At 36.4% G+C, this 25,571-nt stretch carries 29 protein-coding genes, 1 pseudogene and 1 riboswitch; of the genes and pseudogenes, 10 read left to right on the plus strand and 20 right to left on the minus strand.

Annotated features, from left to right (window positions below):
- Positions 1 to 9 precede the first annotated feature (9 nt).
- From sat to ACWNMZ_RS01205, 6 genes are all read right to left on the minus strand, one after another.
- Complete coding sequence (gene sat, locus ACWNMZ_RS01180) at positions 10 to 1,158, minus strand: sulfate adenylyltransferase (protein WP_031535110.1); 1,149 nt, start codon at positions 1,156 to 1,158, stop codon at positions 10 to 12.
- Positions 1,159 to 1,224: 66 nt separating this feature from the next.
- On the minus strand, positions 1,225 to 2,301 hold the full coding sequence (locus ACWNMZ_RS01185) for an inorganic phosphate transporter (protein WP_031535111.1): 1,077 nt from the start codon (positions 2,299 to 2,301) through the stop codon (positions 1,225 to 1,227).
- A gap of 19 nt (positions 2,302 to 2,320) precedes the next feature.
- Positions 2,321 to 3,037: a phosphoadenylyl-sulfate reductase gene (locus ACWNMZ_RS01190; RefSeq protein ID WP_031535113.1), complete on the minus strand. Its 717-nt coding sequence runs from the start codon at positions 3,035 to 3,037 to the stop codon at positions 2,321 to 2,323.
- 187 nt (positions 3,038 to 3,224) lie between these two features.
- A complete protein-coding gene (locus tag ACWNMZ_RS01195) occupies positions 3,225 to 3,353 on the minus strand; it encodes a YezD family protein (RefSeq protein ID WP_268817803.1) in 129 nt (42 codons plus the stop codon).
- A 197-nt stretch (positions 3,354 to 3,550) separates the two neighbouring features.
- Positions 3,551 to 3,657: riboswitch (SAM riboswitch) on the minus strand.
- A gap of 420 nt (positions 3,658 to 4,077) precedes the next feature.
- Positions 4,078 to 4,665 (minus strand): ECF transporter S component, encoded by a 588-nt coding sequence (locus ACWNMZ_RS01200; protein ID WP_031535115.1) that lies wholly within the window; start codon positions 4,663 to 4,665, stop codon positions 4,078 to 4,080.
- A gap of 300 nt (positions 4,666 to 4,965) precedes the next feature.
- Positions 4,966 to 5,859 (minus strand): LysR family transcriptional regulator, encoded by an 894-nt coding sequence (locus ACWNMZ_RS01205; RefSeq protein ID WP_031535117.1) that lies wholly within the window; start codon positions 5,857 to 5,859, stop codon positions 4,966 to 4,968.
- A gap of 438 nt (positions 5,860 to 6,297) precedes the next feature.
- On the opposite strand from ACWNMZ_RS01205, the gene ACWNMZ_RS01210 reads away from it, so the two are divergent.
- From ACWNMZ_RS01210 to ACWNMZ_RS01225, 4 genes are all read left to right on the plus strand, one after another.
- On the plus strand, positions 6,298 to 8,124 hold the full coding sequence (locus ACWNMZ_RS01210; RefSeq protein ID WP_031535120.1) for an assimilatory sulfite reductase (NADPH) flavoprotein subunit: 1,827 nt from the start codon (positions 6,298 to 6,300) through the stop codon (positions 8,122 to 8,124).
- Positions 8,125 to 8,153: 29 nt separating this feature from the next.
- Positions 8,154 to 9,878: an assimilatory sulfite reductase (NADPH) hemoprotein subunit gene (gene cysI / locus ACWNMZ_RS01215; RefSeq protein ID WP_251627885.1), complete on the plus strand. Its 1,725-nt coding sequence runs from the start codon at positions 8,154 to 8,156 to the stop codon at positions 9,876 to 9,878.
- Positions 9,879 to 10,221: 343 nt separating this feature from the next.
- Positions 10,222 to 10,842, plus strand: a complete 621-nt coding sequence (locus ACWNMZ_RS01220; protein WP_031535123.1) for a cupin domain-containing protein — start codon at positions 10,222 to 10,224, stop codon at positions 10,840 to 10,842.
- A 32-nt stretch (positions 10,843 to 10,874) separates the two neighbouring features.
- On the plus strand, positions 10,875 to 11,786 hold the full coding sequence (locus ACWNMZ_RS01225) for an SDR family oxidoreductase (RefSeq protein ID WP_251627887.1): 912 nt from the start codon (positions 10,875 to 10,877) through the stop codon (positions 11,784 to 11,786).
- 52 nt (positions 11,787 to 11,838) lie between these two features.
- Here the strand turns inward: ACWNMZ_RS01225 and ACWNMZ_RS01230 are convergent, their stop codons facing one another.
- Positions 11,839 to 12,678 carry a beta-galactosidase trimerization domain-containing protein gene (locus ACWNMZ_RS01230; RefSeq protein ID WP_311297098.1) on the minus strand — a complete coding sequence of 280 codons (840 nt, stop codon included), beginning with the start codon at positions 12,676 to 12,678 and terminating at the stop codon, positions 11,839 to 11,841.
- Here ACWNMZ_RS01230 and ACWNMZ_RS01235 point away from each other — a divergent pair.
- Together ACWNMZ_RS01235 and ACWNMZ_RS01240 are read left to right on the plus strand one after the other, a co-directional pair.
- Positions 12,626 to 13,038: pseudogene (locus ACWNMZ_RS01235) on the plus strand (substrate-binding domain-containing protein); the annotation flags it as partial. The gene ACWNMZ_RS01230 and the pseudogene ACWNMZ_RS01235 sit on opposite strands and share 53 nt — an antisense overlap.
- A gap of 122 nt (positions 13,039 to 13,160) precedes the next feature.
- The gene (locus tag ACWNMZ_RS01240) at positions 13,161 to 13,652 is read left to right on the plus strand and encodes a CBO0543 family protein (RefSeq protein ID WP_419181477.1); all 492 of its coding nucleotides are present in this window, start codon (positions 13,161 to 13,163) and stop codon (positions 13,650 to 13,652) included.
- Here ACWNMZ_RS01240 and ACWNMZ_RS01245 read toward each other — a convergent pair.
- The 5 genes from ACWNMZ_RS01245 to ACWNMZ_RS01265 all read right to left on the minus strand — a co-directional run bounded on the left by ACWNMZ_RS01245 (position 13,649) and on the right by ACWNMZ_RS01265 (position 16,891).
- Positions 13,649 to 14,374, minus strand: coding sequence for a YjjG family noncanonical pyrimidine nucleotidase (locus tag ACWNMZ_RS01245; protein ID WP_251627927.1), 726 nt, complete (start codon positions 14,372 to 14,374; stop codon positions 13,649 to 13,651). The genes ACWNMZ_RS01240 and ACWNMZ_RS01245 overlap by 4 nt on opposite strands.
- Positions 14,375 to 14,440: 66 nt before the next feature.
- The gene (locus ACWNMZ_RS01250; protein ID WP_109768668.1) at positions 14,441 to 14,917 is read right to left on the minus strand and encodes a DMT family transporter; all 477 of its coding nucleotides are present in this window, start codon (positions 14,915 to 14,917) and stop codon (positions 14,441 to 14,443) included.
- 3 nt (positions 14,918 to 14,920) lie between these two features.
- Entirely contained in the window at positions 14,921 to 15,634 is a 714-nt protein-coding gene (locus tag ACWNMZ_RS01255) for a Crp/Fnr family transcriptional regulator (RefSeq protein WP_109768669.1), read from the minus strand.
- A 12-nt stretch (positions 15,635 to 15,646) separates the two neighbouring features.
- Positions 15,647 to 16,072 carry a DMT family transporter gene (locus ACWNMZ_RS01260; protein WP_109768670.1) on the minus strand — a complete coding sequence of 142 codons (426 nt, stop codon included), beginning with the start codon at positions 16,070 to 16,072 and terminating at the stop codon, positions 15,647 to 15,649.
- 177 nt (positions 16,073 to 16,249) lie between these two features.
- The gene (locus ACWNMZ_RS01265) at positions 16,250 to 16,891 is read right to left on the minus strand and encodes an FMN-dependent NADH-azoreductase (protein WP_251627891.1); all 642 of its coding nucleotides are present in this window, start codon (positions 16,889 to 16,891) and stop codon (positions 16,250 to 16,252) included.
- A gap of 194 nt (positions 16,892 to 17,085) precedes the next feature.
- On the opposite strand from ACWNMZ_RS01265, the gene ACWNMZ_RS01270 reads away from it, so the two are divergent.
- Positions 17,086 to 17,556, plus strand: a complete 471-nt coding sequence (locus ACWNMZ_RS01270) for a GNAT family N-acetyltransferase (protein WP_109768672.1) — start codon at positions 17,086 to 17,088, stop codon at positions 17,554 to 17,556.
- 47 nt (positions 17,557 to 17,603) lie between these two features.
- On the opposite strand, the gene ACWNMZ_RS01275 is transcribed toward ACWNMZ_RS01270, so the two are convergent.
- The 7 genes from ACWNMZ_RS01275 to ACWNMZ_RS01305 form a co-directional block, all read right to left on the minus strand.
- Positions 17,604 to 18,098: a GNAT family N-acetyltransferase gene (locus tag ACWNMZ_RS01275; protein WP_109768673.1), complete on the minus strand. Its 495-nt coding sequence runs from the start codon at positions 18,096 to 18,098 to the stop codon at positions 17,604 to 17,606.
- Positions 18,082 to 18,216 (minus strand): hypothetical protein, encoded by a 135-nt coding sequence (locus tag ACWNMZ_RS01280; protein WP_268817950.1) that lies wholly within the window; start codon positions 18,214 to 18,216, stop codon positions 18,082 to 18,084. Before ACWNMZ_RS01280 ends, ACWNMZ_RS01275 begins: the two co-directional genes overlap by 17 nt.
- Before the next feature lie 32 nt (positions 18,217 to 18,248).
- Positions 18,249 to 19,115, minus strand: coding sequence for a permease (locus ACWNMZ_RS01285; RefSeq protein ID WP_109768674.1), 867 nt, complete (start codon positions 19,113 to 19,115; stop codon positions 18,249 to 18,251).
- Between the two features lie 90 nt (positions 19,116 to 19,205).
- Positions 19,206 to 19,652 (minus strand): MarR family winged helix-turn-helix transcriptional regulator, encoded by a 447-nt coding sequence (locus tag ACWNMZ_RS01290; protein ID WP_251627894.1) that lies wholly within the window; start codon positions 19,650 to 19,652, stop codon positions 19,206 to 19,208.
- Positions 19,653 to 19,758: 106 nt separating this feature from the next.
- A complete protein-coding gene (locus tag ACWNMZ_RS01295; RefSeq protein WP_109768689.1) occupies positions 19,759 to 20,232 on the minus strand; it encodes a GNAT family N-acetyltransferase in 474 nt (157 codons plus the stop codon).
- A gap of 19 nt (positions 20,233 to 20,251) precedes the next feature.
- Complete coding sequence (locus ACWNMZ_RS01300) at positions 20,252 to 20,737, minus strand: GNAT family N-acetyltransferase (protein ID WP_109768676.1); 486 nt, start codon at positions 20,735 to 20,737, stop codon at positions 20,252 to 20,254.
- Positions 20,734 to 21,240 carry a GNAT family N-acetyltransferase gene (locus tag ACWNMZ_RS01305; RefSeq protein WP_251627895.1) on the minus strand — a complete coding sequence of 169 codons (507 nt, stop codon included), beginning with the start codon at positions 21,238 to 21,240 and terminating at the stop codon, positions 20,734 to 20,736. Before ACWNMZ_RS01305 ends, ACWNMZ_RS01300 begins: the two co-directional genes overlap by 4 nt.
- 178 nt (positions 21,241 to 21,418) lie before the next feature.
- On the opposite strand from ACWNMZ_RS01305, the gene ACWNMZ_RS01310 reads away from it, so the two are divergent.
- Positions 21,419 to 22,576 (plus strand): SAM-dependent methyltransferase, encoded by a 1,158-nt coding sequence (locus ACWNMZ_RS01310; protein ID WP_235252578.1) that lies wholly within the window; start codon positions 21,419 to 21,421, stop codon positions 22,574 to 22,576.
- Positions 22,577 to 22,624: 48 nt separating this feature from the next.
- Here the strand turns inward: ACWNMZ_RS01310 and ACWNMZ_RS01315 are convergent, their stop codons facing one another.
- The gene (locus ACWNMZ_RS01315; RefSeq protein WP_109768679.1) at positions 22,625 to 23,533 is read right to left on the minus strand and encodes an NAD(P)/FAD-dependent oxidoreductase; all 909 of its coding nucleotides are present in this window, start codon (positions 23,531 to 23,533) and stop codon (positions 22,625 to 22,627) included.
- A 158-nt stretch (positions 23,534 to 23,691) separates the two neighbouring features.
- Between ACWNMZ_RS01315 and ACWNMZ_RS01320 the strand changes: the two genes are divergently transcribed.
- Both ACWNMZ_RS01320 and ACWNMZ_RS01325 read left to right on the plus strand, forming a co-directional pair.
- Positions 23,692 to 24,225 carry a sigma-70 family RNA polymerase sigma factor gene (locus ACWNMZ_RS01320; RefSeq protein WP_109768680.1) on the plus strand — a complete coding sequence of 178 codons (534 nt, stop codon included), beginning with the start codon at positions 23,692 to 23,694 and terminating at the stop codon, positions 24,223 to 24,225.
- Entirely contained in the window at positions 24,209 to 25,336 is a 1,128-nt protein-coding gene (locus tag ACWNMZ_RS01325) for a hypothetical protein (RefSeq protein ID WP_251627898.1), read from the plus strand. The genes ACWNMZ_RS01320 and ACWNMZ_RS01325 overlap by 17 nt, the downstream gene beginning before the upstream one ends.
- Positions 25,337 to 25,571: the final 235 nt, after the last annotated feature.

Consider the following 25,571-nt stretch of genomic DNA (forward strand, 5'->3'; position numbering starts at 1 on the left):
CTCTCTCCTTTAAGAATGGATTTCTTGTTTTTGTAACCCTTTGATTAGCACTTCCACTACTTCTTTACGGCTAAATGTACTTGGTGGAATTTCTCCGTTTCTTAAAAGTTCACGAACCTTTGTACCAGATAAAATTTCATGATGTTCACTACCGTGTGGGCAAGTCTTTGTAGAAGCCATGTTTTCACATTTCTTACAATAGAAACTATGTTCAAAGAATAAAAGATTAATGCCTAGCTCATCTTGGGTAAATTGAGCAAAGATTCTTTGTGCATCATACGTTCCATAGTAGCTTCCAACTCCTGCATGATCACGACCTACAATAAAATGAGTACAGCCATAGTTCTTTCTTACCATCGCATGGAACACCGCTTCTCTTGGGCCTGCATAGCGCATAGCAGCTGGAAATACAGCTAAGAAAACACGATCTTCTGGATAGTAGTTTTTCAATAGGACTTGATAGCTTTCCATACGAACATCTGCGGGAATATCATCAGACTTTGTTTCTCCTACCAATGGGTTTAAAAATAGACCATCGACAATTTCAAGCGCTGATTTTTGAATATATTCATGAGCACGGTGAACTGGATTTCTTGTTTGGAACCCTACTACTGTCTTCCAGCCCTTTTCCGCAAACACAGCTCTTGTTTCTGCTGGATCTAAGTAAAAACTACTAAAATCTGTTTTATCTACTTTCTTTACTAGTTTAATTGGTCCGCCAAGATAAATATTTCCTCGGTCAAACATTTTCTTAACACCCGGATGTGCTAAATCATCTGTACGGTAAACAGATACTGCCTCTTTATCTTTATCTGGAATGTAAATATCCTCTACTGTCAGTACACCATACACTTCTCCTTGATATACTAATTTAACTGTATCGTGAAGATTAATAGATTCTGATTGTTCCTGTGAAATAGGTAATGTAATAGGAATACTCCACACTTCTCCAGTAGATAAGTGCATATTTTCCACAACTGCTTCATAATCTTTTTGTGATAGAAATCCTGTTAGCGGGCTATATGCTCCGTTTCCAATTAGCTCCAGATCACTAAGTGCAACCGTGTCAATTTCTAGTTCTACCTTTAGTTCAGATACATCATATTTAGGATCGTATAAATTAATTAATTTTCCACCGTGTGGTTGACTTAAAGCCATTTTTAGCACACCTTTCGTTTTTGATTGTTTTTTTAGGTATAAAAGTCCTTTTTCCAGTTCGTTCTATTAAATCCCGCCACCGTCTTCATAAATAGTGCTATTATCTTCTCGAATGGTTTTCATCAAGCTTATAATTCCAAGTGTTGCAATACAAACACTAAGAATTATAAGTACATTATAGATATCTGCTTTTATGAATACTTGAATTAGACTATAAGAAATAACTAATGATAAGACTGGCGAAACAATCCATACCTTAAATATTCTGAGCACTAATTTCTTTTTCAGCATTCCATATCCATTCTTTGATACTCCAATGCCAATAATTGCTGAACTTGTGACCTGTGTTAATGGCACTGGCAATCCAAATATAGAAGCAATCATAACAAGTGTTGCACCTGTTCCTGAAATGAGTCCTCCTTCAAGCTTGCTAAATTGGACAATTTTCTTTCCATTGGTCTGAAGTACTCTTCCGCCTAACAAAAAGGCTCCAATTGCAATGAAAAAACCACCTACAACTACTCCTGTTTGCATAGATATCATGTTTGCACCAACTAATGGTCCAATAGAGTTTGCGACATTGTTCATCCCTGCAGAGAAAGCTTCAAAGCAGCCAACGATAATGACGAAAATAGATAAATATTTTTCATTACTTGGATTACGTATCCATTCATTTTGACTTTCAAGCTTTCTTATATATTTTCCAGCCCCTAAAGCAATAAAAAAAGAAACGATAGGAACTAAAATCCAAAAAAAGACAATCCATAATATATTCGCAATATATAAGCTTTTAAAAGCTACACCTACTCCTACTACACTACCAACTGTAATTTCACTTGTCGAAAGGGGAATCCCCATTATATTCGCAATAAATAAGGAAAGAGCAGCTGATGATAATATGATTAAAACGATTTTGGCATCAAGGATATTGCTTGGAATTAACCCTTCCCCAACTGTTTTTACTACTTCACTTCCGCCAATAACTGCCCCTAGTAAGATTGCAACTGCACATATGAGCAAAGCTACTCTCTTTTTGGGAATAGCGCCTGATCCATATGCAACACCAAGACTTGCTGCTGCACCACTTGCGCCAATGTTCATTGCAAAAAACAATGACATAATACCTGCTAGAACAACGATCATACCCGTGTACCTCTACTCATTATTGTAAGTGTAACCCGCATTCTGTTTTTCCTTTTCCTGACCATCTTCCAGAACGTAAATCATCCATATTAATAGCTGCCTGTGTACATGTTCTGCAACCAATGCTAGGATAGCCTTTATCATGAAGAATATTGTAATCTAAAGAATTCTTATGGGCGTATCTCCAAACATCCTTCCATGTCCAATGAATAAGTGGACAAACTTTAATCGACTTAAATTTATTATCTTTATTAAGATATTGTGTGTTTTTTCTTGTTTCCGACTGTTCTCTTCTAAGCCCAGATATCCAAGCAATCGGCTCAGATAGTACTTCATTTAAAGGAATCACCTTCCTAATTTCACAGCACTTATTTGGATTAGATAGCCAAAGCTCCTCTCCATATTGAGCTGCCTGTTCCTCTAATGTAATAGCCGGCTTTTTCATTTCTATTTGCAAATCAGGATACCGTTTTTTCACTTTATCAATTAATTCGTAGGTTTCATCAAAATGTACATCTGTATCTAAAAAGACAATATGAGCATCTTTCTTTATTTTCGAGATTAAATCGATTAGCACAATCCCTTCAATTCCAAAGCTACAAGCATAAACAATATCATCTTTATACGTATCATAGGCCCACTTTAAAACCTCTAAAGCTCCCTTTGTCTCCGTTTCGCTCGAAAAGTCAACAGGAGGATACGTATCAATTGTTTCATAGGTTAATAACTCACTCATAAACAATCCTCCATCCCTATTAGAAAAGCGTAAGCATCTGGTTATCTGCGTATAACCAACCATTATTTTCTTTAATCGACTATCCCGTTGATTAAATGCCACTTTATGCAAAAAGGCAGCTTTAACCACTTTCTCAGTTAAAGTTGCCTCTAGTTTGTCTAGTCAGCTTCTTTATAAAACGCCTAAATTATTTTCCTAAGCGTATTTTTTCATTTTTTTCAATTTGAATAATTTTCCCATCCTGTACCACTAACGTGACAGATCCAAATTGCATTGTTTTTAAAATTTCTTCTAATTGAGTCTTCACTTTGTCCAGCTGATTTGTTTCCCCCACCAACAAATCCCTCCTTAAAAAAGGTGAAATCCTTATTAACCATTTGCATAGCGCTTGCGCCAGACATTTATTGTACCGAATACTCTTACCAAATGACCGCTTGGATTTATCCATGTAGAAATCACGCATAAAAGCTAAAAAAATCCTTCCATTCGGAAAGATAGCAGGTAATTATTCTTACCTTATCTTTCAAAATGGCTATCCATTTTGGTGGATTTGGCACCTTGCACTTTAGCAGGTTGCCGGACTTCTTTGGGCCAATTCCCTCAGTCACTCTTGATAAGCATCGTTATTTTCTAAATTTTATCATAATTGCTATTATTGTCAATAAGTTTTTCTAGTTGTTTAGTCGGAATTATATTTTTATTTCCTAGTATTTAAGGAGGAATAATTGTTATCATTATATAAAAAAACATTTTACTGGTGCATGACCGATAATAAAAAAAGAACCTTGTTGCAAAAATAAGGCTGGGACAAAACTAAATAACCAATCTGTAACAACTAAATCTCTAATTTATCTCCTAAATAAAGCCTTCTACTTTCTCATGATGGTTATCTATGTTTTTAACTATAGTCACGTGTAAAAACTAAGTCGTTTTAAACCTTTGTCTGAAATAATAAATACGAACATTAATGCGAATTAATTATATTAAGTCGTGTTTATTATTGATTGAAATGCTTATGTCCCAGCCTCATTTTCCGTTCCTTATTTTTTTCTTATCTTTAACAACGGCTTAGCTATGATTGGTGTAAGAATCCCTGATAGAATTGCTTCTGGTACACCATTTGTGCCAACTATCGCTAGTATCGCTGGCAGAAGATCTTCAACATTCACGCCTATTGCATTTGCATAGCTCTCTCTTACAAATAAGTAGACAAATCCTAACACAAGAATCGTATTGGTTAGTGAACCAATCACACCAGAAATACTCATCGCAATCGTCTCATTCATTCTATCCTTCAGCACTTTGTAAAATAACAGCCCTGCCACTACTCCAATCATCACTCTTGGAAAAACAGATATTAATGGGTTTGTAAAAATAATCGGCGCAAGGGGACTTGTTGGATAGGTGAACGCTCGAACGAACGTAATGACTCCCCAAACGCCTCCAATAATTGCACCATCTACTGGCCCTAACACGATAGCTGCAATAATAACTGTAACCTGAATAATCGTTAAACTCAGTATAGGAGTCGGAATATATCCTAATATCGGAACAATGGTTTGAATGATAATAATTGCGGTAAGCAGACCTAGTAGAACCAAACGAGTTGTTTTGTTTCTTTTTTTCATAGGCAAGTAGTTCTCCTTATTTAGAAAAAGCAGTTCGTTTGCTTTTCCTTCTTTTAATAAAATTCCTTTGTTATCATACTACAAACACTAGTTATTTTTCTATGATATAAGAAGGATTTTCTGCTTTTTCCTTTAGAATGAGATTAATTACTTGCTGTTATACATATGTCCCACCTTAAATGATGAGGACACTGAAAAAGTATAGTTTTTCCAAATTAAATTAGAATTAATTTATTTGAAAGCGAATATTAAGTTGGTTTGGAGAGGTGACCACTTGACTCCTATAGGAACAGCCAATGATTAATCATTATAGGGAAATGTCTCCTTTAATGTCTCAATAAAGGTAAGAACATTTTGTTTCTCCTTCATAATTGGTGCAAATAAATAGGATAGCCTTCTTGTAAAGCGAGTATTTATCACTGAAATAATACACAGATTCCCGTTGTTTACATCCCTTTCAATGACACTTTTTGATAAAAGCGATAAACCATTTCCATTAATCAGTGTCTCCTTGATGCCTTGATTACTACTAATGGTTAAGAAGGATTGGGCTCTTAAGCCATTGGAGCGAATGACATGATTTAAGTATTCTCTCGTCCCTGATCCAACCTCTCTTGTAATCCACGCTTGATCATGTAGTTCTGAAATCGAAATTTCTTCCCGGTGTGCTAAAGGGTGATTCATAGATGCGACAATATATAGCTCATCTTCCATAAAAGGAATAACCTGCAATTCCTTATCATTTGTCTGCCCTTCAATTAAACCAATGTCTACTTCATATAATCTTACTGCTTGGACAATTTCTTCTGTGTTTCCAATCGTTACTTGTATTTGCAATTCAGGATGCTGCTTTTGCAAATCAAGCAGTACGGAAGGCAAAATATATTCGCCAATCGTAAAACTTGCGCCTATTTTCAGTTCCCCTTTTATTGCATGATGGTGCTCCAAGATATGCTGTCTCGTCTGTTCATATAAGCGAATCATCTGAACGGCACAATCATATAGCATCTGGCCTGTTGGCGTTACTTTTAAATACTTTGGTGAGCGTTCCAATAATTTTGTCTGGAATTCTTTTTCAAGGTTTTTTATATGCAGACTAACACTAGGCTGACTCATAAGGAGCATTTCTGCTGTCTTTGTAAAATTCTTCACTTCAACAAGTGTCACAAATGTCTTTAACGCATCATATTGCATGTTTTTCCTCCATCTTAGCTTTCAGTTATTAGAATTACTAATAGTTGCAATTAATTATATGTATTTTACTCATTCTTTTATTTACAGTAAAGTACAATTAGAGTACGTGTAATACGAGGAAAGTTTAGGCAGACCACTTTCATGGTTGAATTGTATGCCATTATGACGCCTAACACAGTCATTTATTAGGTGAATCCTTATCAGATAGCTTTTGTAGTGCAATTAAAATTATAAAGACTAATCTTTAGAAAAAATATTATCCCCCTGCTTGTTCAAAAAAGTAACAGGCTACTTTTATATTTTCTAATCCGATTTGTCTGATAGGATTAATAAATTCACAGTGACAATCCTCTCTTTTCATTATAAAATAAATCTCAAGAATTATCTTACTAATCAAACTATAAAAAGAAATGCTATTATCTATGCGAGGTGAAAGTGTTGCAGCTTCAAGTAATAAACAGTCCCTTTAATCAAGAACAAACCGAATTATTAAACCGTCTTTTACCAACTTTAACTGAATCACAGAAAATTTGGCTAAATGGTTATTTATCTGCTTCCACAGCAGCAATCGCAACAACAGCAGGAGAACCTAGCCTAACTACTTCATTAACGGAACAACAGGTAGCTACTCCCATTACAAAAGACATTACCATTCTTTTTGGATCGCAAACTGGGAATGCACAAAGCCTTGCCAAGGATCACGGCAGTCGCTTAAAGGAATTGGGATTTAATGTAACAGTACAATCAATGGCTGATTTTAAGCCTAATAATCTTAAAAAAATACGAAATCTTCTTATTATTGTTAGCACACATGGAGAAGGTGATCCACCAGATACCGCAATAGCTTTCCATGAATTCCTGCATGGAAAAAGAGCTCCAAAGCTTGAGGATTTCCAATACTCGGTGTTGGCGCTTGGCGATAGCTCTTATGAGTTCTTTTGTGAAACAGGAAAACAATTTGATTCCCGTTTAGAAGAATTAGGCGGAACGAGACTTTACCCACGTGTGGATTGTGATCTCGATTATGAGGAGCCAGCAAGCGAATGGTTCTCAGGTGTTGTTAACGGCTTGAACCTTCAAGCAGAGTCAACAGCCCCTAATCCAATAAGCACAATACCACAATCTATTCGAGATTCTGGCTATTCCCGCAGCAATCCGTATTATGCAGAGATACTTGACGTCATTAATTTAAATGGTCAAGGTTCCAATAAAGAAACATTGCATGTAGAACTTTCTCTTGAGGATTCTGGTATTAGCTTTGAGCCTGGCGACAGCCTCGGGATATTTCCTAATAATGATCCAGAGCTAGTAGATCTTTTAGTAAAAGAACTAGGATTCTCTCCTACAGAAAGTGTAACGATAAATAAACAAGGGGAAGTTCTAGCATTTCGCGAAGCTTTATTAACATACTATGAAATTACTGTTTTAACAAAGCCACTATTAGAAAAATTTGCAAAAATAGCGGCAAATCCATCTTTAGATGAGCTACTAGCTAAAGGAAATGAAGAAAAACTAAAAGCATATATAAATGGTCGTGACATATTAGACCTTATCCGAGATTTCGGGCCGTTAGAGACAAATGCGCAAACATTCGCATCCTTGCTTCGTAAACTGCCGACTCGTCTTTATTCCATTGCCAGCAGCTATAAGGCAAATCCAGATGAAGCACATCTAACCATCGGAGCCGTGCGTTACCATGCAAACGGACGAGATCGCAACGGTGTCTGCTCTGTTCAAATTGCTGAGCGTATCCAGCCAGGAGATAAGCTGCCTATCTATATACAAAACAATGAAAATTTCAAGCTTCCAGAAAATCCAGACACACCTATTATTATGGTTGGTCCTGGGACAGGAGTTGCACCATTCCGCTCTTTCTTGCAAGAAAGAGAAGAAATTGGAGCAGAAGGAAAGTCATGGCTATTCTTTGGAGACCAGCATTTTGTCACAGACTTCCTTTATCAAACAGAATGGCAAAATTGGCTTAAAGATGGTGTGTTAACGAAAATGAATATTGCTTTTTCTCGTGATAAAGCAGAAAAGGTATATGTTCAGCATCGTATGCTTGAGCATAGTAAAGAGCTATTTGAATGGCTGGAAGAAGGAGCTGTTCTTTATATTTGTGGAGATGAAAAGCATATGGCGCATGATGTTCATCAAACTCTTCTTGCTATTATTCAAAAAGAAGGTCAAATGGCATTAGAACAAGCTGAGGAATATGTAGCAGCCATGAAACAAAACAAACGTTACCAACGAGATGTTTACTAATAATATTGCAGGAAAGGAGTTTTTCTAAAATGGCAAAACAAGTATTAAAAGCCCCAGAAGGACCACCAAGTGATGTGGAGCGCATAAAAGAAGAAAGCAATTACTTACGTGGAACTTTAAAGGAATCCATGGAGGAAGAAATAAGCTCAGGTATTTCAGAGGATGATAACCGCTTAATGAAATTCCACGGAAGCTATTTACAGGATGATCGTGATATTCGAAATGAACGCGCAAAACAAAAATTGGAGCCTGCCTATCAATTTATGCTTCGCGTCCGAACTCCTGGTGGGGTAGCTACACCAGCACAATGGTTAACAATGGATGAATTGGCACAGAAGTATGGAAATAATACATTGAAATTGACAACACGCCAAGCATTCCAAATGCACGGTATTTTAAAATGGAATATGAAACAAACGATCCAAGATATCCATCAATCTCTACTAGATACGATTGCAGCTTGCGGAGACGTAAACCGTAATGTAATGTGTAATCCAAACCCTTACCAATCAGCATTGCATAGTGAGGTTTATCAATGGTCTCAAAAATTAAGTGATCATTTATTGCCTCGTACACAAGCTTATCATGAGCTGTGGTTAGATAAGGAAAAAGTAGCTTTCACTCCAACTGTGGAGGAAACAGAAGTAGAGCCAATGTATGGAAAATTATATCTTCCGAGAAAATTTAAAATTGCCATTGCAGTTCCTCCTTCTAATGATATCGATGTATTCTCCCAAGATCTTGGGTTTATCGCTATTACGGAGAAGGAAGAATTAGTTGGCTTCAACGTTGCCATTGGCGGCGGAATGGGAATGACCCATGGAGATAAAGCAACTTATCCTCAGCTCGCAAAAGTAATTGGATTCTGTACACCAGAACAAATTTTAGAACTTGCTGAAAAAGTTATTACCATTCAACGTGATTACGGAAATCGCTCTGTTCGTAAAAATGCTCGGTTTAAGTATACCGTAGATCGCCTCGGCTTAGAGAATGTTGTGGAAGAATTAGAGAATCGTTTAGGCTGGAAGCTGCAAGATGCGAGAGAATTCCACTTCAATCATACTGGCGACCGCTATGGCTGGGAAAAAGGAATCAAAGGAAAATGGCATTTCACTTTATTTGTCGAAGGCGGTCGCATTAAAGACTATGAAAGCTATCCTTTAATGACCGGTTTACGCGAAATTGCTAAAGTACATACTGGCGATTTTCGATTAACAGCTAATCAAAATTTAGTAATCGCCAATGTATCAAGCCGCAATAAAAAGCAGATTGCTCATTTAATAGAGCAATACGGCATAATGGATGGCAAACGTTTCTCCGCACTTCGTCGCAATTCTATTGCCTGTGTGTCCCTACCAACGTGTGGGCTTGCGATGGCAGAAGCAGAACGATACTTACCAGTCTTAATTGATAAGATTGAAGAAATTGTCGATGAAAACGGGTTGAGAGAAGAAGAAATTACGATTCGTATGACAGGCTGTCCAAATGGCTGTGCTCGCCATGCTTTAGGAGAAATCGGCTTTATTGGGAAAGGTCCTGGAAAATACAATATGTACTTAGGCGCTGCCTTCAACGGAAGCCGTTTAAGCAAACTATATCGCGAAAATGTCGGCGAGGAAGAAATCTTGTCTGAACTTCGCGTCTTGCTCCCACGTTTTGCAAAAGAACGCATAGAAAATGAACACTTTGGCGATTTTGTCATTCGTGCTGGCATTGTTAAAGAAGTAACAGATGGTATGAATTTCCACGATTGAGATTAGGTTATGAATATATTGCACCACTTTAATCATTTTTGATTGGGTGGTGTTTTTTGTTTAGGTTTGGAATTATATTTTGGCGTTTGGTTCATATTTTCATCGTTTGGATCATATCTTCTTTTTTCGGACTATTTCTGCGAAGTTAGATTGTATCCCTTTAATTCGGAGCATATATTATAGCTTCCCCTAATCCTTTCAAACTTTTACTCAACTCCACAACTCTAAATCATCTCCATTGCAAATCAAAACCAATTTTCCACTCATAGGGCAACCTCGTTTTGTATATATTTAAGCTAGTAATCCATATTAATTTTCTACTTAAAAAATAGGAGGCTTGTATATGTCTGTTAATCCAGCTTCTCCTTCCTTCCAGCTCTTTGGTGATTCGACCCAGTCTGTTAATTATAGAAGGGATTCTTATAATTACATTACACAGTTATTTTCTGATCAAATGCCGGCTATACATACTGGATTATTCAATGTGCATCTTAATCAGGGAATCATTGTTCAGCCGCACTGGCACACAAATGTAAATGAACTTGTATTCGTCATTAGTGGAGAAGCTATGACGTCTGTCTTCAATCCCTTTACTCAAAGCATTATGACTTACCATCTAATGCCAGGGCAAGCATCCCAATTTCCAAAAGGTTGGTTTCATTGGATAGTAGCATTGCGAAATAATACGCATTTCCTTACTATCTTTGATCAGCCCAAACCGGATATTGTGTTTGGTTCTGATTTTTTACGCTTTTTGCCAAAAGAGATTGTTAACAGAGCTTATTGCGTAAATGAATCAGCCTATGCAAATACAATAGCACCAATTAATCAATCTACTATTCTTGGACCACCACCGGGGTGTGACCAAAACGGAGGAACCATGAACCCAACTTATCATTCCACGCAGCCTTCACCTACTACCCATCCTTATCTCAATCTTTCCTCTCCACCTTACCCATATTAAAACCCAGGTTACTAAGTAACCTAAAAAAGCATATGGAGGTTAATTCTGTGACAAATAAGAAGCATTATGGATCTGAAACAAAATGTGAAGAAATCGAATGGTCTTTTCCGCCGCAACAGCAATCAAGGCAGCCCGGTTTTGAATACCTAATGGATCCCTTGCCCATTTTTGATAATCCTAAATATATCGGAACAGGTAAATTAAAAGGACGTATTGCCATTATCACTGGTGGGGATAGTGGAATCGGTAGAGCGGTGGCAGTGGCTTTTGCAAAAGAGGGGGCAAATATTGTTATCGCTTATTATGATGAACATACAGATGCCGAAACAACCAAACAGGCTATCGAGCATTATGGAAGCTCTTGCTTGCTTATTCCAGGAGATCTGAGAAGAAAAGAACATTGTGAATCTATTGTCCAGAAAACGCTGGAAACATTTGGCGAAATTGATATTTTGGTTAATAATGCAGCTGTTCAATTTTTTCAGAATGACTTAACAGCGATATCTGATGAACAATGGGACCTAACCTTCGATGTTAATATTCACGCTTATTTTCACTTAACAAAGGCAACCTTGCCTTACTTGAAAAAAGGAGCTAGTATTGTGAATACAACATCACTAGTTGCCTATATCGGCGTAAGCCAATTGATTGACTATACAACTACAAAAGGGGCAATTGTTAGTTATACAAGAGCATTAGCTAATAGTCTCGTCGGTAAAGGCATCCGAGTGAACGCTGTCGCACCTGGCCCATTTTGGACACCTATCCAACCCGCATCGCAACCAGCTGAAAATATTGCTACATTAGGTTCGGATGTGCCGATGAAACGTGCTGGCCAACCATACGAAATTGCCCCAGTATACGTACTGCTTGCCTCAGACGACGGCTCATATATGACGGGACAAACGATTCATGTAAATGGCGGTGCTATGGTCACAACCTAGCACGCACCAAAAAGACGACAATATCTGTCGTCCTTTTTGGTTATTGCCTATATTACTTTTCTTTTTTCAATACCATTACTTCATAAGGTAAAAGTTCTATATGCTCTTGCTTTATCTCCTCTGTAAGCAGGTCGTATAAAGGCTCTTTTACCGTAATCGATTGCTTTTGTTCTGTAAAATTCATGACAAATAAATAGCAATGCTCATCCGATTCCCTTCTTTGGACCGATACACCATCTTCATGGACAATTTCGTTTTCCACTTGGAGATTCATTTCCTTTTGGATATCCCCATATAAATCATCTAAAAATGCTTGTTCCGTTCTAGCACCTATAAAATAAGCTTTTCCCTTCCCATAGCTATTTTTTACAACCGCAGGATTTCCTTGATAAAAGTCTTCCATATAAGTGCCTAACACTTCTGCTTCTTTCGCTTCCAAAATAGTACAGTAATCCTTTATTTCATATTGCTTTCCATTATAAGCAAGCACATTTCGATCTTTTGGATAAAGTGTATCTGTTTCTTTTACTCCCATCCCAAATATACGTTTTAAGGACGTTGGCCACCCTGATAGATGGGCAAGGTCTGTCTCATTAACAAGCCCACTAATATAAGAACTTACGAGCGTTCCACCATTTGCAACATAGTTTTCTAACTTTGAAATGGTTTCATTAGACATCATATAAAGCATTGGTGCCATCACGAGATCATAAGAAGTAATATCTTGATTTAGGGTTACAATATCAACACTAATATCCTTCTTCCAGAAACTATGATAATGTTTTTGAAGTGTCTGTGGATATTGCTTGGTTGCATTGGAGAACCCTTGTGCATCATTTAAGGCGTTTCGAATGCATATGAAGGATTTGGGAATACTTGACGAAAGGTATATTTTTGGCGAAAGACATTTTTCCGTAAATGATGGCTACACAGTTACAAAAAAGTAATAGACGACTTAAAAGAGGAATTGCCCACAGCCTTCTTTATTGCTTCTGACCCGATTGCAGTTGGCAGTCTTCAGGCTTTTAATGAATATAATATATCCATTCCAAACAGAGTTAGTATCATAAGCGTGAATAATATTAGTGTCGCAAAGTATGTCTCACCTCCATTGACTACCTTTCATATTGATATACCGGAACTATGTAAAACAGGTGTTTCTTTACTCCTCGAACAGATTCTGGATCAACGAAAGATTCCAAAGACTGTTTTACTTCAGTCGGAATTAATTAAACGAAAAAGCGCATTATAAAAAAGAAGATTTTCTTAAAAGCATCAGAACAGATGCTTTTTTCATATTTTCTCTCCCTTTGGATAAACTATGAAAAAACTATCCCTACCATATGGACGGATATATTGCTAATAAGACAGGTGATGAAAGTGGAACGGAAAATATTAAGATTCCTTTTCCTTTTGGGAATTGGACTTTTACCAGTTATCTTTAGAAAAAAACCAGCAAAGGACTGGTTTCTCGTCTTCTTTTTTAAAGGATATTTATCCAGTTTTGTGGATAGCATTGTCACTTCAAAAAAATGGCTCAATTTCCCTGTGCGGTTTCTGCCAAAGCATTTTCAAATTAATATTTTATTTGATTATTTATTATTCCCAATCACTTGCGTTGCTTATAATCAAATAAGCCAACATTCCAAATTGCCTGGAATTATACTCAAATCATTTTACTTTAGTATTCCAATGACATTTATAGAGGTTCTATTAGAAAAATACACAAATTTAATAAAATATAATAAAGGCTGGCATTGGTATGATACTTTATTGACAGAAACATGCACTTTTCTCCTTTCAAGAACCTGCATTGGTTTTGTTCGAAAATTAGACAAGGATAATAAAAAACAATCGTTCCTTTAATGGTTCGATTGTTTTTCTCTCTTTAAAAGAAGGAATAGCTCTTCTAATTTTGCGATTTCGTAGGTTGGCTGAATATCCAAGCTATTATCCATCTTTAGTGGGTTAATCCAGCAAGTATCGATTCCCGCATTATGCCCGCCTTGAATATCTGCGCTTAATGAATCGCCAATAATTAAAGCCGTTTCCTTGTTAAAGGAAGGAATTCGGTCGAAACAATAATCAAAGAACTCCTTCATTGGTTTTTGATAGCCCGTATCCTCTGAGACAAAAATAGCTTTAAAGAATGGATATAGACCAGATGATTTTAATCGTTTCTCTTGTGTTGCCGACATGCCATTCGTCACAATATATAAATCAAAATGATTTGAAATCTTTACGATTAAATCCATCGCTCCATCTAGCAGCTGGTTTCCCTCTCCTAAATATTCACGATAGCTTTGTTCTAATAAAGCTCCATCTACTTTCTTGCCCATCTTCTCAAAGAATAAAGTAAACCTTGTATTAACAACCTCATCACGCGTAATTCCCCCTGCTTCAAACGATTTCCACAAGCCTTGATTTAGCTGCTGGTACTGTCTTTTCCATTCTTCCTTATAAGAGACTCCTTGCTCCTCCAGCAATAACCGAAAAGCTTGGTCTTCCGCAGCCGCAAAGTCCAGCAGTGTATCGTCTACATCGAAAAGCAAAGTTTGATACTTCTTTACGCTCCTTACTTCCTCCATTACTTGATTATTCTTCGCGATTGCTTTGCCATCATCTTTCCTTATCCCCTGCATACAAATACTCTCCTATCGTTTCGCCAGTTCTTTCACAGGCTGTTTCTTTTCTGAAGCTCCTCCCATTTTGAAAACAAGAATTCCACCGATAATGACTAGGACCCCTATTAACTGCTGTGGAGTAAATGGAACCTTCTCTAATCCCAATAAGCCAAAAGAATCGAATAATAAGGCAAAAACAAGTTGAGAGGACAGGGAAATCGAAACGGCATACGTTGCTCCCAAATGCCTGATTCCTTTTGTCATACAAACAACAACACCAACACCGATAATCCCGCTGAACCAGTACCATGTCTGCATATTTTCTAGATGAAAAAGACCCATTCCTTCTGTAATAAAGCCCAGAATAAAAGAAGCAATAAATCCTAGCGCTAATACTAAAGTAGTCGTAGCCCAAAGACCCGCCTTCTGATTGACACGATTATTAAAGATGTTTTGTACCCCAACAAGACTACCGCTAATAAACGCAATAAGTAAGCCATATATCATGTTTTATTCACCCAATCCTTCTTCATAAATACTTTTTCCAGCTAAGCTGGTTAAACCATCCCGATTTTTCACCACAATAAATCCCTTTTTCCGTTCAATCAGACCAGCCTGACAAAATTGCTGTATCACTCTATTTAAGTGGCGATAACTAGTGCCAATTAAATTCGCTGTATCCTTTAAATTAATTTCATTTCGTTCCTGATTGTATAAAGGATCCTCTTTATCAAAAGAAACAGACAATAAATAACTAGCCAATCTTACTTCTACGGGATAGAACAAATTGAATCGCATTGAGCTCGATTTGATATAGAATTTCTTTGTTATGATATCCAGCAAAAACTGTAGGAATGGTGCATAGTCACTCGCATATTGCTTTAAATGCCGCTTATGGACACCTATTACCACTACATCTGTTATCGCTTCAACTGTATTAAGAATATCAGTATTTCGTACATATTCAACGTCCCCAACCATTTCTATTGGTGTTTTAAAAGAAAGAATTAACGTTTTTCCTTCTGCTGTCGTTGTATATATTTTCATCTTTCCATCTACCAAAATGTAAAGATATTCAGATGCCTGTCCTTGCGTACAAATAAATTCTCCTTGGTTAAAAGCATAAAGATGTAAATGCACTTTCAACTTTTCCGGAAAAATAGCTTCTAATTGAAATTTACGCATATATTCTTCTACTTGCTCTACATTTCCAATCTCTTTCACGGATGGGTCTCCTTACATTTTTAATAAAAGAACACCTAATATCATCATGCCAATTCCTATAAACTGCGGCATCTTCATCTGCTGCTTCTCCAAACCGAACCAACCATTGCTATCTATAATAAAGGTCATAAACAGCTGGGCAATTAAAGCAGTGGAAATCGTTAGTGTGGCCCCTACTAAATGCATCGCTGTAATAGTGCTAAAAATAACGACCGATGCAAAGGAACCTCCCGCTAAATATAATGGCTTAACTTGTTTATATTTTGAAAATGCTTCTTCTTTCACTACTAATAAAATGATAAGGGCTAACACAAATCCCGTAAACTGAGTAATAGTAGCGGCTTGCCACGAACCAATATCCTGGCTAATCCTTGCATTCGCCACTCCTTGCAAGGTAATAAAGGCACCACCCATAAACGCAAATAATATACCTCTCATTTGTTCGACTCCTTGCTATTTAATTTCCTTTATAAAGATAATCGAATTCTAAAAATAGGAAAAGGACATATGTCCTAAATTTGCCCTTTTCCTAGTATAAACTTTTTCCCATAAAAAAACTCCGTTTGAAAAATTATTTTCAGACGGAGTTACTCTATTTAATCTAGTTAATTTCTATTAAACAGTTTGTGCTACTAATTTATTTGCAACAGCAGCAACTTTTTGTAAACCTTCTTCAATGATAGAAGCAGCTTTATCAGGCATTGCGTTATGTCCTTCGATAATAACCTCATCCATAATTTCCATTCCAAATACGCCACCAAATACTGCACGCATATAATTAACAGCCATTTCAGATGAAGCAGCTTCTGGAGTAGAGTAAATACCACCACGAGCGTTTAAAATAATTGCTTTTTTATCTGTCATTAGTTGAATCATGTTACCTGCTGCATCAAATTTAAATGCAAAACCTGCAGCATATACATAATCAATAAACGTTTGTAATTTAGCTGGAATAGTTAAGTTCCAAAGCGGGAATGCGAATACTACTAAATCAGCAGCAGTTAAAGCATCCATTGCTTTTTGTTTTGCAGCTAATAAACGTTGCTCTATATCTGTTAATTCTGTTCCGCTTTGTACTTTACCGAAAGCATCGAATAATTCTTGACCAAAGTAAGGAGTATCTTCTGCATATACATCATATACATTTACATTAAGGTTTTCAGCACCTTTAATAGACTCCATAAACGTTTCATACATTTTGCTTGATACAGCTTCAGAAGCTGGGCGATTGTTTGCTTTTACTACTAATACATTCATTTTATTGCATTTTCCTTTCCCTCTTACAAATTTAAAACTAATGTGAATATCATAACAAACAAAATACCTCTAAGGCAAATATTTTTAAATAAAGATATTTCATTAAATATTTCCAGTTAAATTATGCATAATCCATTCCACTCGAATAAGGAAAAAAGTAAAATAGGAATAAATAATTAGAAAGGATTGATGGGATGAAAATTATTATCGATCATGTTACCTCAAAAGAAGTCATTGCTTTATTGGAAGATCACTTACATAGCATGACCCTCCACTCCCCTCCTGAAAGCATACATGCATTAGATGTGGAAGGATTGAGAAAACCAGAAGTAACCTTTTGGAGTGCATGGGAGGACGGGGAGCTAACCGGCTGCGGTGCATTAAAAGAACTAGATAACAAGCACGGCGAAATAAAGTCTATGAAGACATCTCCTCATCATTTGCGTAAAGGCGTAGCAAAAAAGCTACTTCTCCATATTATCGCCGAAGCCAAAAATCGCGGCTATAGCCGATTAAGTTTAGAGACAGGTTCCATGGATGCTTTCCTGCCTGCCAAAAGACTATATGAAAGATTAGGATTTGAGTATTGCGAGCCATTTTCGGATTATGAGGAAGATCCGAATAGTGTGTTTATGACGTTGAATTTAGAGCAACCTTCCGTATAATCTGAAAGAGTCGAGAAGGTAACCTTCCTCCTTCTCGGCTTAAAAAGTCAATATTTCGTACTTCTTCTTTCCATCAATACAACATCTCTCCACTCACCGTCTAGCTTTCCAATTTTCTCACGAATCCCAACACTTCTGAATCCGCAGCTTTTATGAAGCTGGATACTCGCAATATTTTCTGGAAAAATACCTGATTGCAGTGTCCAGTAGCCATTTGATTCAGAATGTTCAATTAATTCATCTAATAAGAATTTCCCATAACCTTTGTGATGATAATCAGGATGTAAATAAACACTATGCTCCCCAACTCCTTGATACACACAGCGATTCGATACTTTACTGATAGCAGCCCAACCAATCACTCTATTCGCCTCTTCATCTATTAAAACAAAACTGGTAGACAGATCTTTACTACTGCTCCATTTCTCCCAATCTGGAACATCAGTCTCAAAAGTGGCTTGTCTAGATTGAATACCCAATCTATAGATAGCTGCTATCTCTGTCCAATGCGCTTTCAAAATCTTCTCAAGCTTTACGCTCATCCTTTCTCTCCTCCTTTCCCTCGCAGCAGCCCTCTTGCTTTTCTCCTACTTCTTCTATCATAATGTTACAGCAATCATTTTTCTGCTCTTTTTTGAATATTTTTTTCAAAATGTTCATGATAAATCATTCCTCCTACGAATTGGTTTCCCTTATATAAAATAAAACAAAAAGCCTGAAATCGTGGACATCGAGAAAACGGATAATACAAACGCAAACACTAATTTTCGCTTAAAAATGCTATTTAATAAGCTTAACTCCGGGAGACTTGCTCCTGCTGAGCTAATCATCATTGCCATTACCGGTCCAAGTGCCATCCCTTTGGCAATCAGAATTTGAGAAATCGGAATCATTGAAGATAACCGAATATATAAAGGAATACCGATAATTGCAGCAATCGGAATCAGCCACCAATTCTCTCCGCCTAAGTAGGTTGCAACAAACTCTGTCGGCACGATTCCTCCTATCACCGCTCCAATACCTGCCCCTATTAACAAAAAGGGATAAACAGTTTTCATTAAGGTTAAAATTTCTGAAACCGTGTTTTTTAAGCTAAATCTCTTCTCTGCTTGAAGATCATTTTTTATAATGACATTTTTCACTTCTTTTTCGAACCCCCATCTCTCTAGTGCAAAGCCAAGGATAATCGAAAGAATCGTCGTGATTACTGTATAATAGAGAGCTACTTCCCATCCCATTAGAACAACCATCACGGTAAGGATAGTTGGATCTAGAACTGGGGAAGTGAATAGAAAAATCATAACGGTGCTAAAACGGATTTTATTTTTCAATAAATTCACCACAACCGGTATGGTAGAACAGGAACAAAAAGGGGTGATAAAAGCAAAAACAACTGCAATAAGCGCACTAACAATGGGTGGGGTCTTTTTCATCCATATCTCCACTTTGTCATAGCGAACAAAGCCTTGTAGCAAGTTAACAACAAAAGATACAACCACAAAAAGAACAGTTAATTCCATTACTAACCATGCGAAGTTTTTCAGCACTTCGTACCACATCTAACATCCCTCCTTTTACTTGTAAAATACAAGCATTATACACAGGCTATATTAGGAAATATATCTAACACAGCCACTTTATTTTCCTCATTACTTAACTGGATGACAGCACATATTGCTTTTTGCCATGGAACTATTCAATAACTTTAGCGAACGAATGACGGTTTCTTTTTCAAAGTCTGACATAAAAGAGAGAACTTCCTCTAAATATTGATTCATTTGCGTATCAATAGAAGTCGCAATTGCTTTTCCTTGTGTTGTTAATTGGAGTACATATACTCTTTTATCTGTCATGGATTGCTGCTTATTCACTAATTCCATTTTTGCTAAAGATTGAATTTGCCTACTAAAGGTTGTAATGTCCATTCCAAGAAGCTCTGCTATTTCTTGCATTGACGGATTACTTCTCTTATCAATTTCATATAAAATATGACTTTGGACAAGCGATATTTCTGTTTTTCCAACAGAACAACAATTTTTATCAAGCACACCGAATCTTCTCATGGTAATTTGTAAAATCTCACGGAGATTTTCCATCCTAGCTCCTCCTTCCTTTGTTAAAATATTGAAGCTACTTTCATTATACGTTATTATTTGCATTTTGCAACTATTATTTTTTACTGTTCTTTAAGAACAGTCCTATCTATACTTTCCGATTGAAAATAATTAGTTCTCCTTTCCTTCCCATCACTCTTCTTCTAGTATCCTCAAACCCTGCTTTCTGATAAACATATTGCGCTCTGGTGTTTTTCACATTAACAGCCAAAATTACTTCTTTTTTTGCTGGATAATATTTTTTCACAAAAGGGATTAATAGCTCCACAGATTTCCTTCCTACCCCTTGTCCCTGAAAAGAATGCTGGATAGAATAAGCCCGCATTAGAATAGCCTCTTTATTCTCACTATATGCCTTTACTCCCTCCCATCCATGTAGGACAAAGAAACCAGCAACCGCACCATCCTTTAAAATGACGATAGGATGACGATTTTCTTCTGTTATACATTTTTCTAAAGCATCAAGCGGCATACTAGTATAGTATAACTGCTCCTCCGATAAAAAATATTCTTCTAGTTCCTGCTTATATTTTTCTTGATAAAGTTCCAATGTTATAGCCAAATTAATCACCTCAGCGTCATTATTTTATAGAAAGCGTCTTAACAAGCACCACTTCATCTCTAATAGGAATACCATGGTTCCCAAGCAAAGGTATTTCTGGTTTGATCTTTCTAGCTTCCTTTACTGCGTCCACTAACAATTCCGATAAGTAATAGCCTCTTTTTTGGTAAAACTTTAATGCTAGTACATTATCATTTGTGGTAATTATTTTGACCTGATTGCATGGAACTTGTTTGGCTGATTGTTCAACCGTGCGTAAAAGATTTGTCCCTACGCCTTTTCCTTCCTCTATACTGTCTAAAGAGATAATTTCACACTCTGTATCTCTTAATATATAGGTTATTAAACCAATCATTTCTCCTTCTATATTCCAGGCAATAAATCCATCTAAAGCACTGCAATCATAAATACCTGTAGAAAGTACCATTTCCGCGCTTCCCCAATGAGATTGGAAAAATGATCGTACATTTTCACGGTTCGTTTCGGTAATAGCGGTAATATTCATATTAATTCCTTCTCCATACAAAGATATTTTTGATGTCCAACAGGCTTAGAGACAAAGATAACCTCCCCCTTTTCTACATATCCATGCTTTTTATATAACTTAAGAGCTTGAGGGTTTCCGGAAAATGTATCTAATCGGATGCTATCATATCCATTTAAAAGAGCGTATTCTTCCATACGCTTGACCATTATTGCCCCTATTCCTTTACCTTGGTAACTGGGGTCAATCATGAGAGAGTGAATAATCAAAGGATTATTTCCAATCCATCGAATGGTCTTCCACTCCTCTGTTTGCCATTCATTTAATACCACATGTCCTACAATCTTATCTTCTTCTAATAAAACGAATAGCATTTTATTTTCTATGCATTCTTGAAAATAGTCCACATTTGGATAGTGTTCGTCCCATTGAAAGATATTTTTTTTGATTAGATTTTCTTTGCACTTTACATATATCCTATTAATTTCTGCTAACCTATTGGCTTCTGCCTTTATAAATTCCATTTAATTCACCTCTTTTTCGTTTATACTGCCTATTTCCATCTTACCATTCTCCCTCTTGCAAGGAATGATTTTTTCCTCAAAATATCCACCTATTATTCCATTTGAGCATATTGACCACATATTTCATGAAATAGAGGTAAAATTATACATAAACAATGGGGATTAAGGGGTGAATGGTGTGTTCGAGAAAACCATATATAAATCTATTTTAAGCAATTCCTTCACCATTCCAGTTAAGGTTACTTATTGGGATGGTAAATCAGCTGTCTATGGTAACGGCGATCCTGCAATAGAACTTATTTTCAAAAAGCCTATTCGTATGAAAGATATTTACAATAATGCTTCATTAGCTTTAGGAGAAGCGTATATGGATGGAAAAATAGAAATAAAAGGCAGTTTAGAGGATTTAATTGCCTCTGCCTATGAAAATGCATCCAGCTTTATGCAAAGTAATAAATTTAGAAAATTTCTTCCCAAACAGTCCCATACTAAAACAAAAAGTAAAGAAGATGTCCAAAATCATTACGATATTGGCAATGATTTTTATAAAATTTGGCTAGATCGTTCCATGACTTATTCCTGTGCCTATTTCCAAACTCCTGAAGATACATTAGAAACTGCACAGCAAAATAAGGTTGATCATATTTTAAAAAAATTAAATCCAGCTCCTGGCCAACATTTATTAGATATTGGCTGTGGGTGGGGAAATCTTATTTTTACCGCTGTAAAAGACTATCAAGTTAAGGCAACCGGCATCACCTTAAGTCAAGAACAGTATGACTATGTGATGAAAATGGCAAAAGAAAAAGGATTATCAGAAAGCATAACCGTCTATTTAATGGATTATCGTGATTTAAAGGATAAGACATTTGATCGGATCACTAGTGTGGGGATGTTTGAACACGTAGGCAAAGAGAATCTACAAGCATATTTCCAGCAGGTTCACCATTTGCTAAAAGAAGATGGAGTAGCCTTGATTCACGGAATATCACGACAGCAAGGTGGCGCAACCAACGCTTGGATCAATAAATATATTTTCCCTGGCGGATATATTCCTGGTGTCTCGGAGCTTGTTAATCATATGACGACAGCAAGTCTACAATTAGTTGATTTAGAAAGTCTTCGCCGCCATTATCAAAAAACATTAGAAATTTGGCATGCTAACTTTATTGCTAATCTAGGGGAAGTTCGGAAAATAAAAGATGAACGTTTTATCCGGATGTGGGACTTATATTTGCAAGCATGTGCCGCTTCCTTTAAAGCAAGCAATATTGATGTTATTCAATATTTACTCGTTAAAAATAGCAGCAACCAGCTGCCAATGACAAGAGGATAGGAAATCATTTCTAATGGAAGCAGGAGGATTCTACTCCCTCCGCTTCTTTTAAAACTGCTCCATTACTAAGTCTGTATTTACTGCCACCCCGGTCCTACTACCGTCTGCAGCAGAAAGGACGACAGTGGATGCGCCTGCTTTTTCTGCTTCTCCTGCCACATAAACATTTTTACAAGTGGTACGACCAAATCCGTCCGTCGCTACAACTCCATTAGGATGAACCTCTAACCCAAGCTGCTCCACAAATTGATTAGATCGATAATAGGAAGGAACGATAAAACCACCTGTTCTCGTAATCCTTTGTCCAGATTTAAACTCGACTTGCTGAAGATAGCCATTTTCCCCTAATAGCCTTTTAATCGGTTCTGTTATGATAGAGATATTTCTTTTCTGAAAATCCTCTGTTATTTTCTCTGAAACTGCCGCTCCATTTGTCGCAATGACTAAATCTTTTGACCAATTATAAACCAGTTTCCCCATATGTAAGACTTGTGCTTCGGTATGGGCAATAACAATTAGCGCTTGATCCCGTAATTCCCATCCATCGCAGTAAGGGCAACTGAACAGACTTTTTCCATAATATAGTCTTGCATTCGGAATTGGGATTACCTCTTGAACACCAGTTGCAATAATAAGCTTTTGCGTTAAGTATTCATCATGATGTTTTGTTTTAACTAGCAGTAGTCCCCTTTCACCTCTAGCCTTCTCAATGTTGGTTACCCTAGCTTTGAAACAAGAAATATTCGTGTATTTCATTAAATCATCCATTCCTAACTCTTTAAACATCTGAGGGCTTATCCCGTCTCTTGTAATAAAACCGTGGGATTCATGGCTAACCCTATTTCTATTTGTCCCATCATCGAATATGGCAATATTTCGCCTTGCTCTCCCTAATATGAGCGCAGCACTCATTCCAGCTGGACCTGCACCGATAATAACGCAATCAAAAATATTCACCTAAAGTACCCCCTCTTCTTCCTCTTTTAATTATATGAAGAGGTTAGTAAATATAGTGCTAGAATTAATTTATATAAAATGGTTCAAAAATCCTTAAATAAAGAAACCGTTTTTCTATTTGTTTTGTCTAAATCAATAGATAGAAAGGGGAGGGGAATTTGGAGAAGCAAGAAAGAGATAAATTGCTTACAAACGCGATGGATACCTATGGTCATTATTTAACCCGACTTGCTTTTGCTCTCGTGAAAGACAAACAAAAAGCCGAGGATATTGTGCAGGAGGTGTTTATCCGTTATTACTTAAATCTCGATCAATTTGAAGGTAGATCCAGCATTAAAACATATTTATACCGGATAACTGTAAATGAATGCAGAAATTATTTTAAAAGCTGGGCTTTTCGAAAAATAGAAGTTTCCAAGCTTGCTAGTATATTTCTTATTGATAAAGAATCACCAGAAGATGCTTATTTAAAGCAAGAAAACAAATCGTATATTGCTGCCATACTTAATAGACTTCCAATAAAATATAAGGAAGTAATTTGGCTATATTATTATGCAGAATTATCGGTAAAAGAAATTAGTGATATATTAAATTGTTCCAGCAACACAGTTAAAACTAGATTAGCAAGAGGACGAAAAAAAGTGCAATTAACAATTAGCGAGGAGGAGATGAAACATGTCAAAAAATATTAAACAATTATTAGATGAAACAATCCCTAGTGATATAACTCTTTCCAAAGAAAATAAACAAAAAATTTTACAAACTGCCAATACTCACATGAAAAGATCAACTCCTCCTAGAAGAAAATTATTCCGTCCTATATTCAGTACACTCGCCATCATAGGTCTCCTTATTATTTTAATTGGACCTTCTCTATTAAATCGGCTTTCTTCATACGAAACATTTGACACACCATTAGAAAAGATAACCATTCCGAACGTAGATTACTCTTCTTTCATTCGTTCTATTTTTATAAGAAGTACGAATGAATTAATTTTTGCCGATAACAAAATAATCTATTCCTATTCACTTACATCTCACTCACAGCAAGTACTTGTTAAGTCTACGGAAGATATTGATATTTATAAAATGGCCGCGAATGAAAATTGGCTTGTTTGGGGAAAAGGAAATGATGACATTTATATTTTAAATCGAAAAACACAAATGCAGCCCAAACAACTAAACAATGTTATTGGGGATTTACAGCTTAAAGAGAATAGGATGATTTATAGTGATGCTTATGGATATAACTGGATAAACTTAACAACCATGGAGGAAGGCATTATACATGAAAACTTAGGAATTGGAAGAAATAGCAAGGCTGATTTATATGAGAACATCCTTGTTATTCCTGAACAATTCAAAACAAATAACAGCCATGAAACAGCATTCTATGTCTATGATATTACAACTCTTGAACAGATTGGAAAATATAAAGTTCCTTATAAATCAGCAGAATATGTTACCTTAGTAAACAATAAAATATATGCGGCATTTTCAAATGAGGACGAGAGCCCAACTATTTTAGGCTACATTGATCTCTCTGATGGCAATTTTCATCAAATAAAAACGCCTCCGTTTAATAATTTTGCTATATATAAGGAATTCATTGCATTAAGTGTAAAGAAGAACAACTCTGATACAGTAAAATTATATCAATTACAAGACGATGTCTTAAAAGAACTACCAACTTTTAATAACATTAACGAACGATTAGTCGTTCCACGCTTCACCAACGATGGAACCTTAATCGTAAATGGAGAATCAGCAGATTTTTCCATGTATGTACTGGATGTAGAATGAAGCAAGGGGATGGAAGGAACAGTTCCTTCCATCCCCTCTTTCCAAGAATTAATAAAACTGTCGCTCTCTTTCTATTAAACAACATATTCCCTATAACGATTATAGTCTTCTTCCTACTACTATCGCTTTTTGTCTTTCTTCCATTTATATTCCTCCATTCTGCTTATAAAAAAACACAGGTCTTTGCAGCCTGTGTTTTGAAATAACTGGAAGGAAGAAAATAGAAAATACAAAA

The sequence above is a fragment of the Niallia sp. Marseille-Q9988 genome, assembly GCF_976954375.1.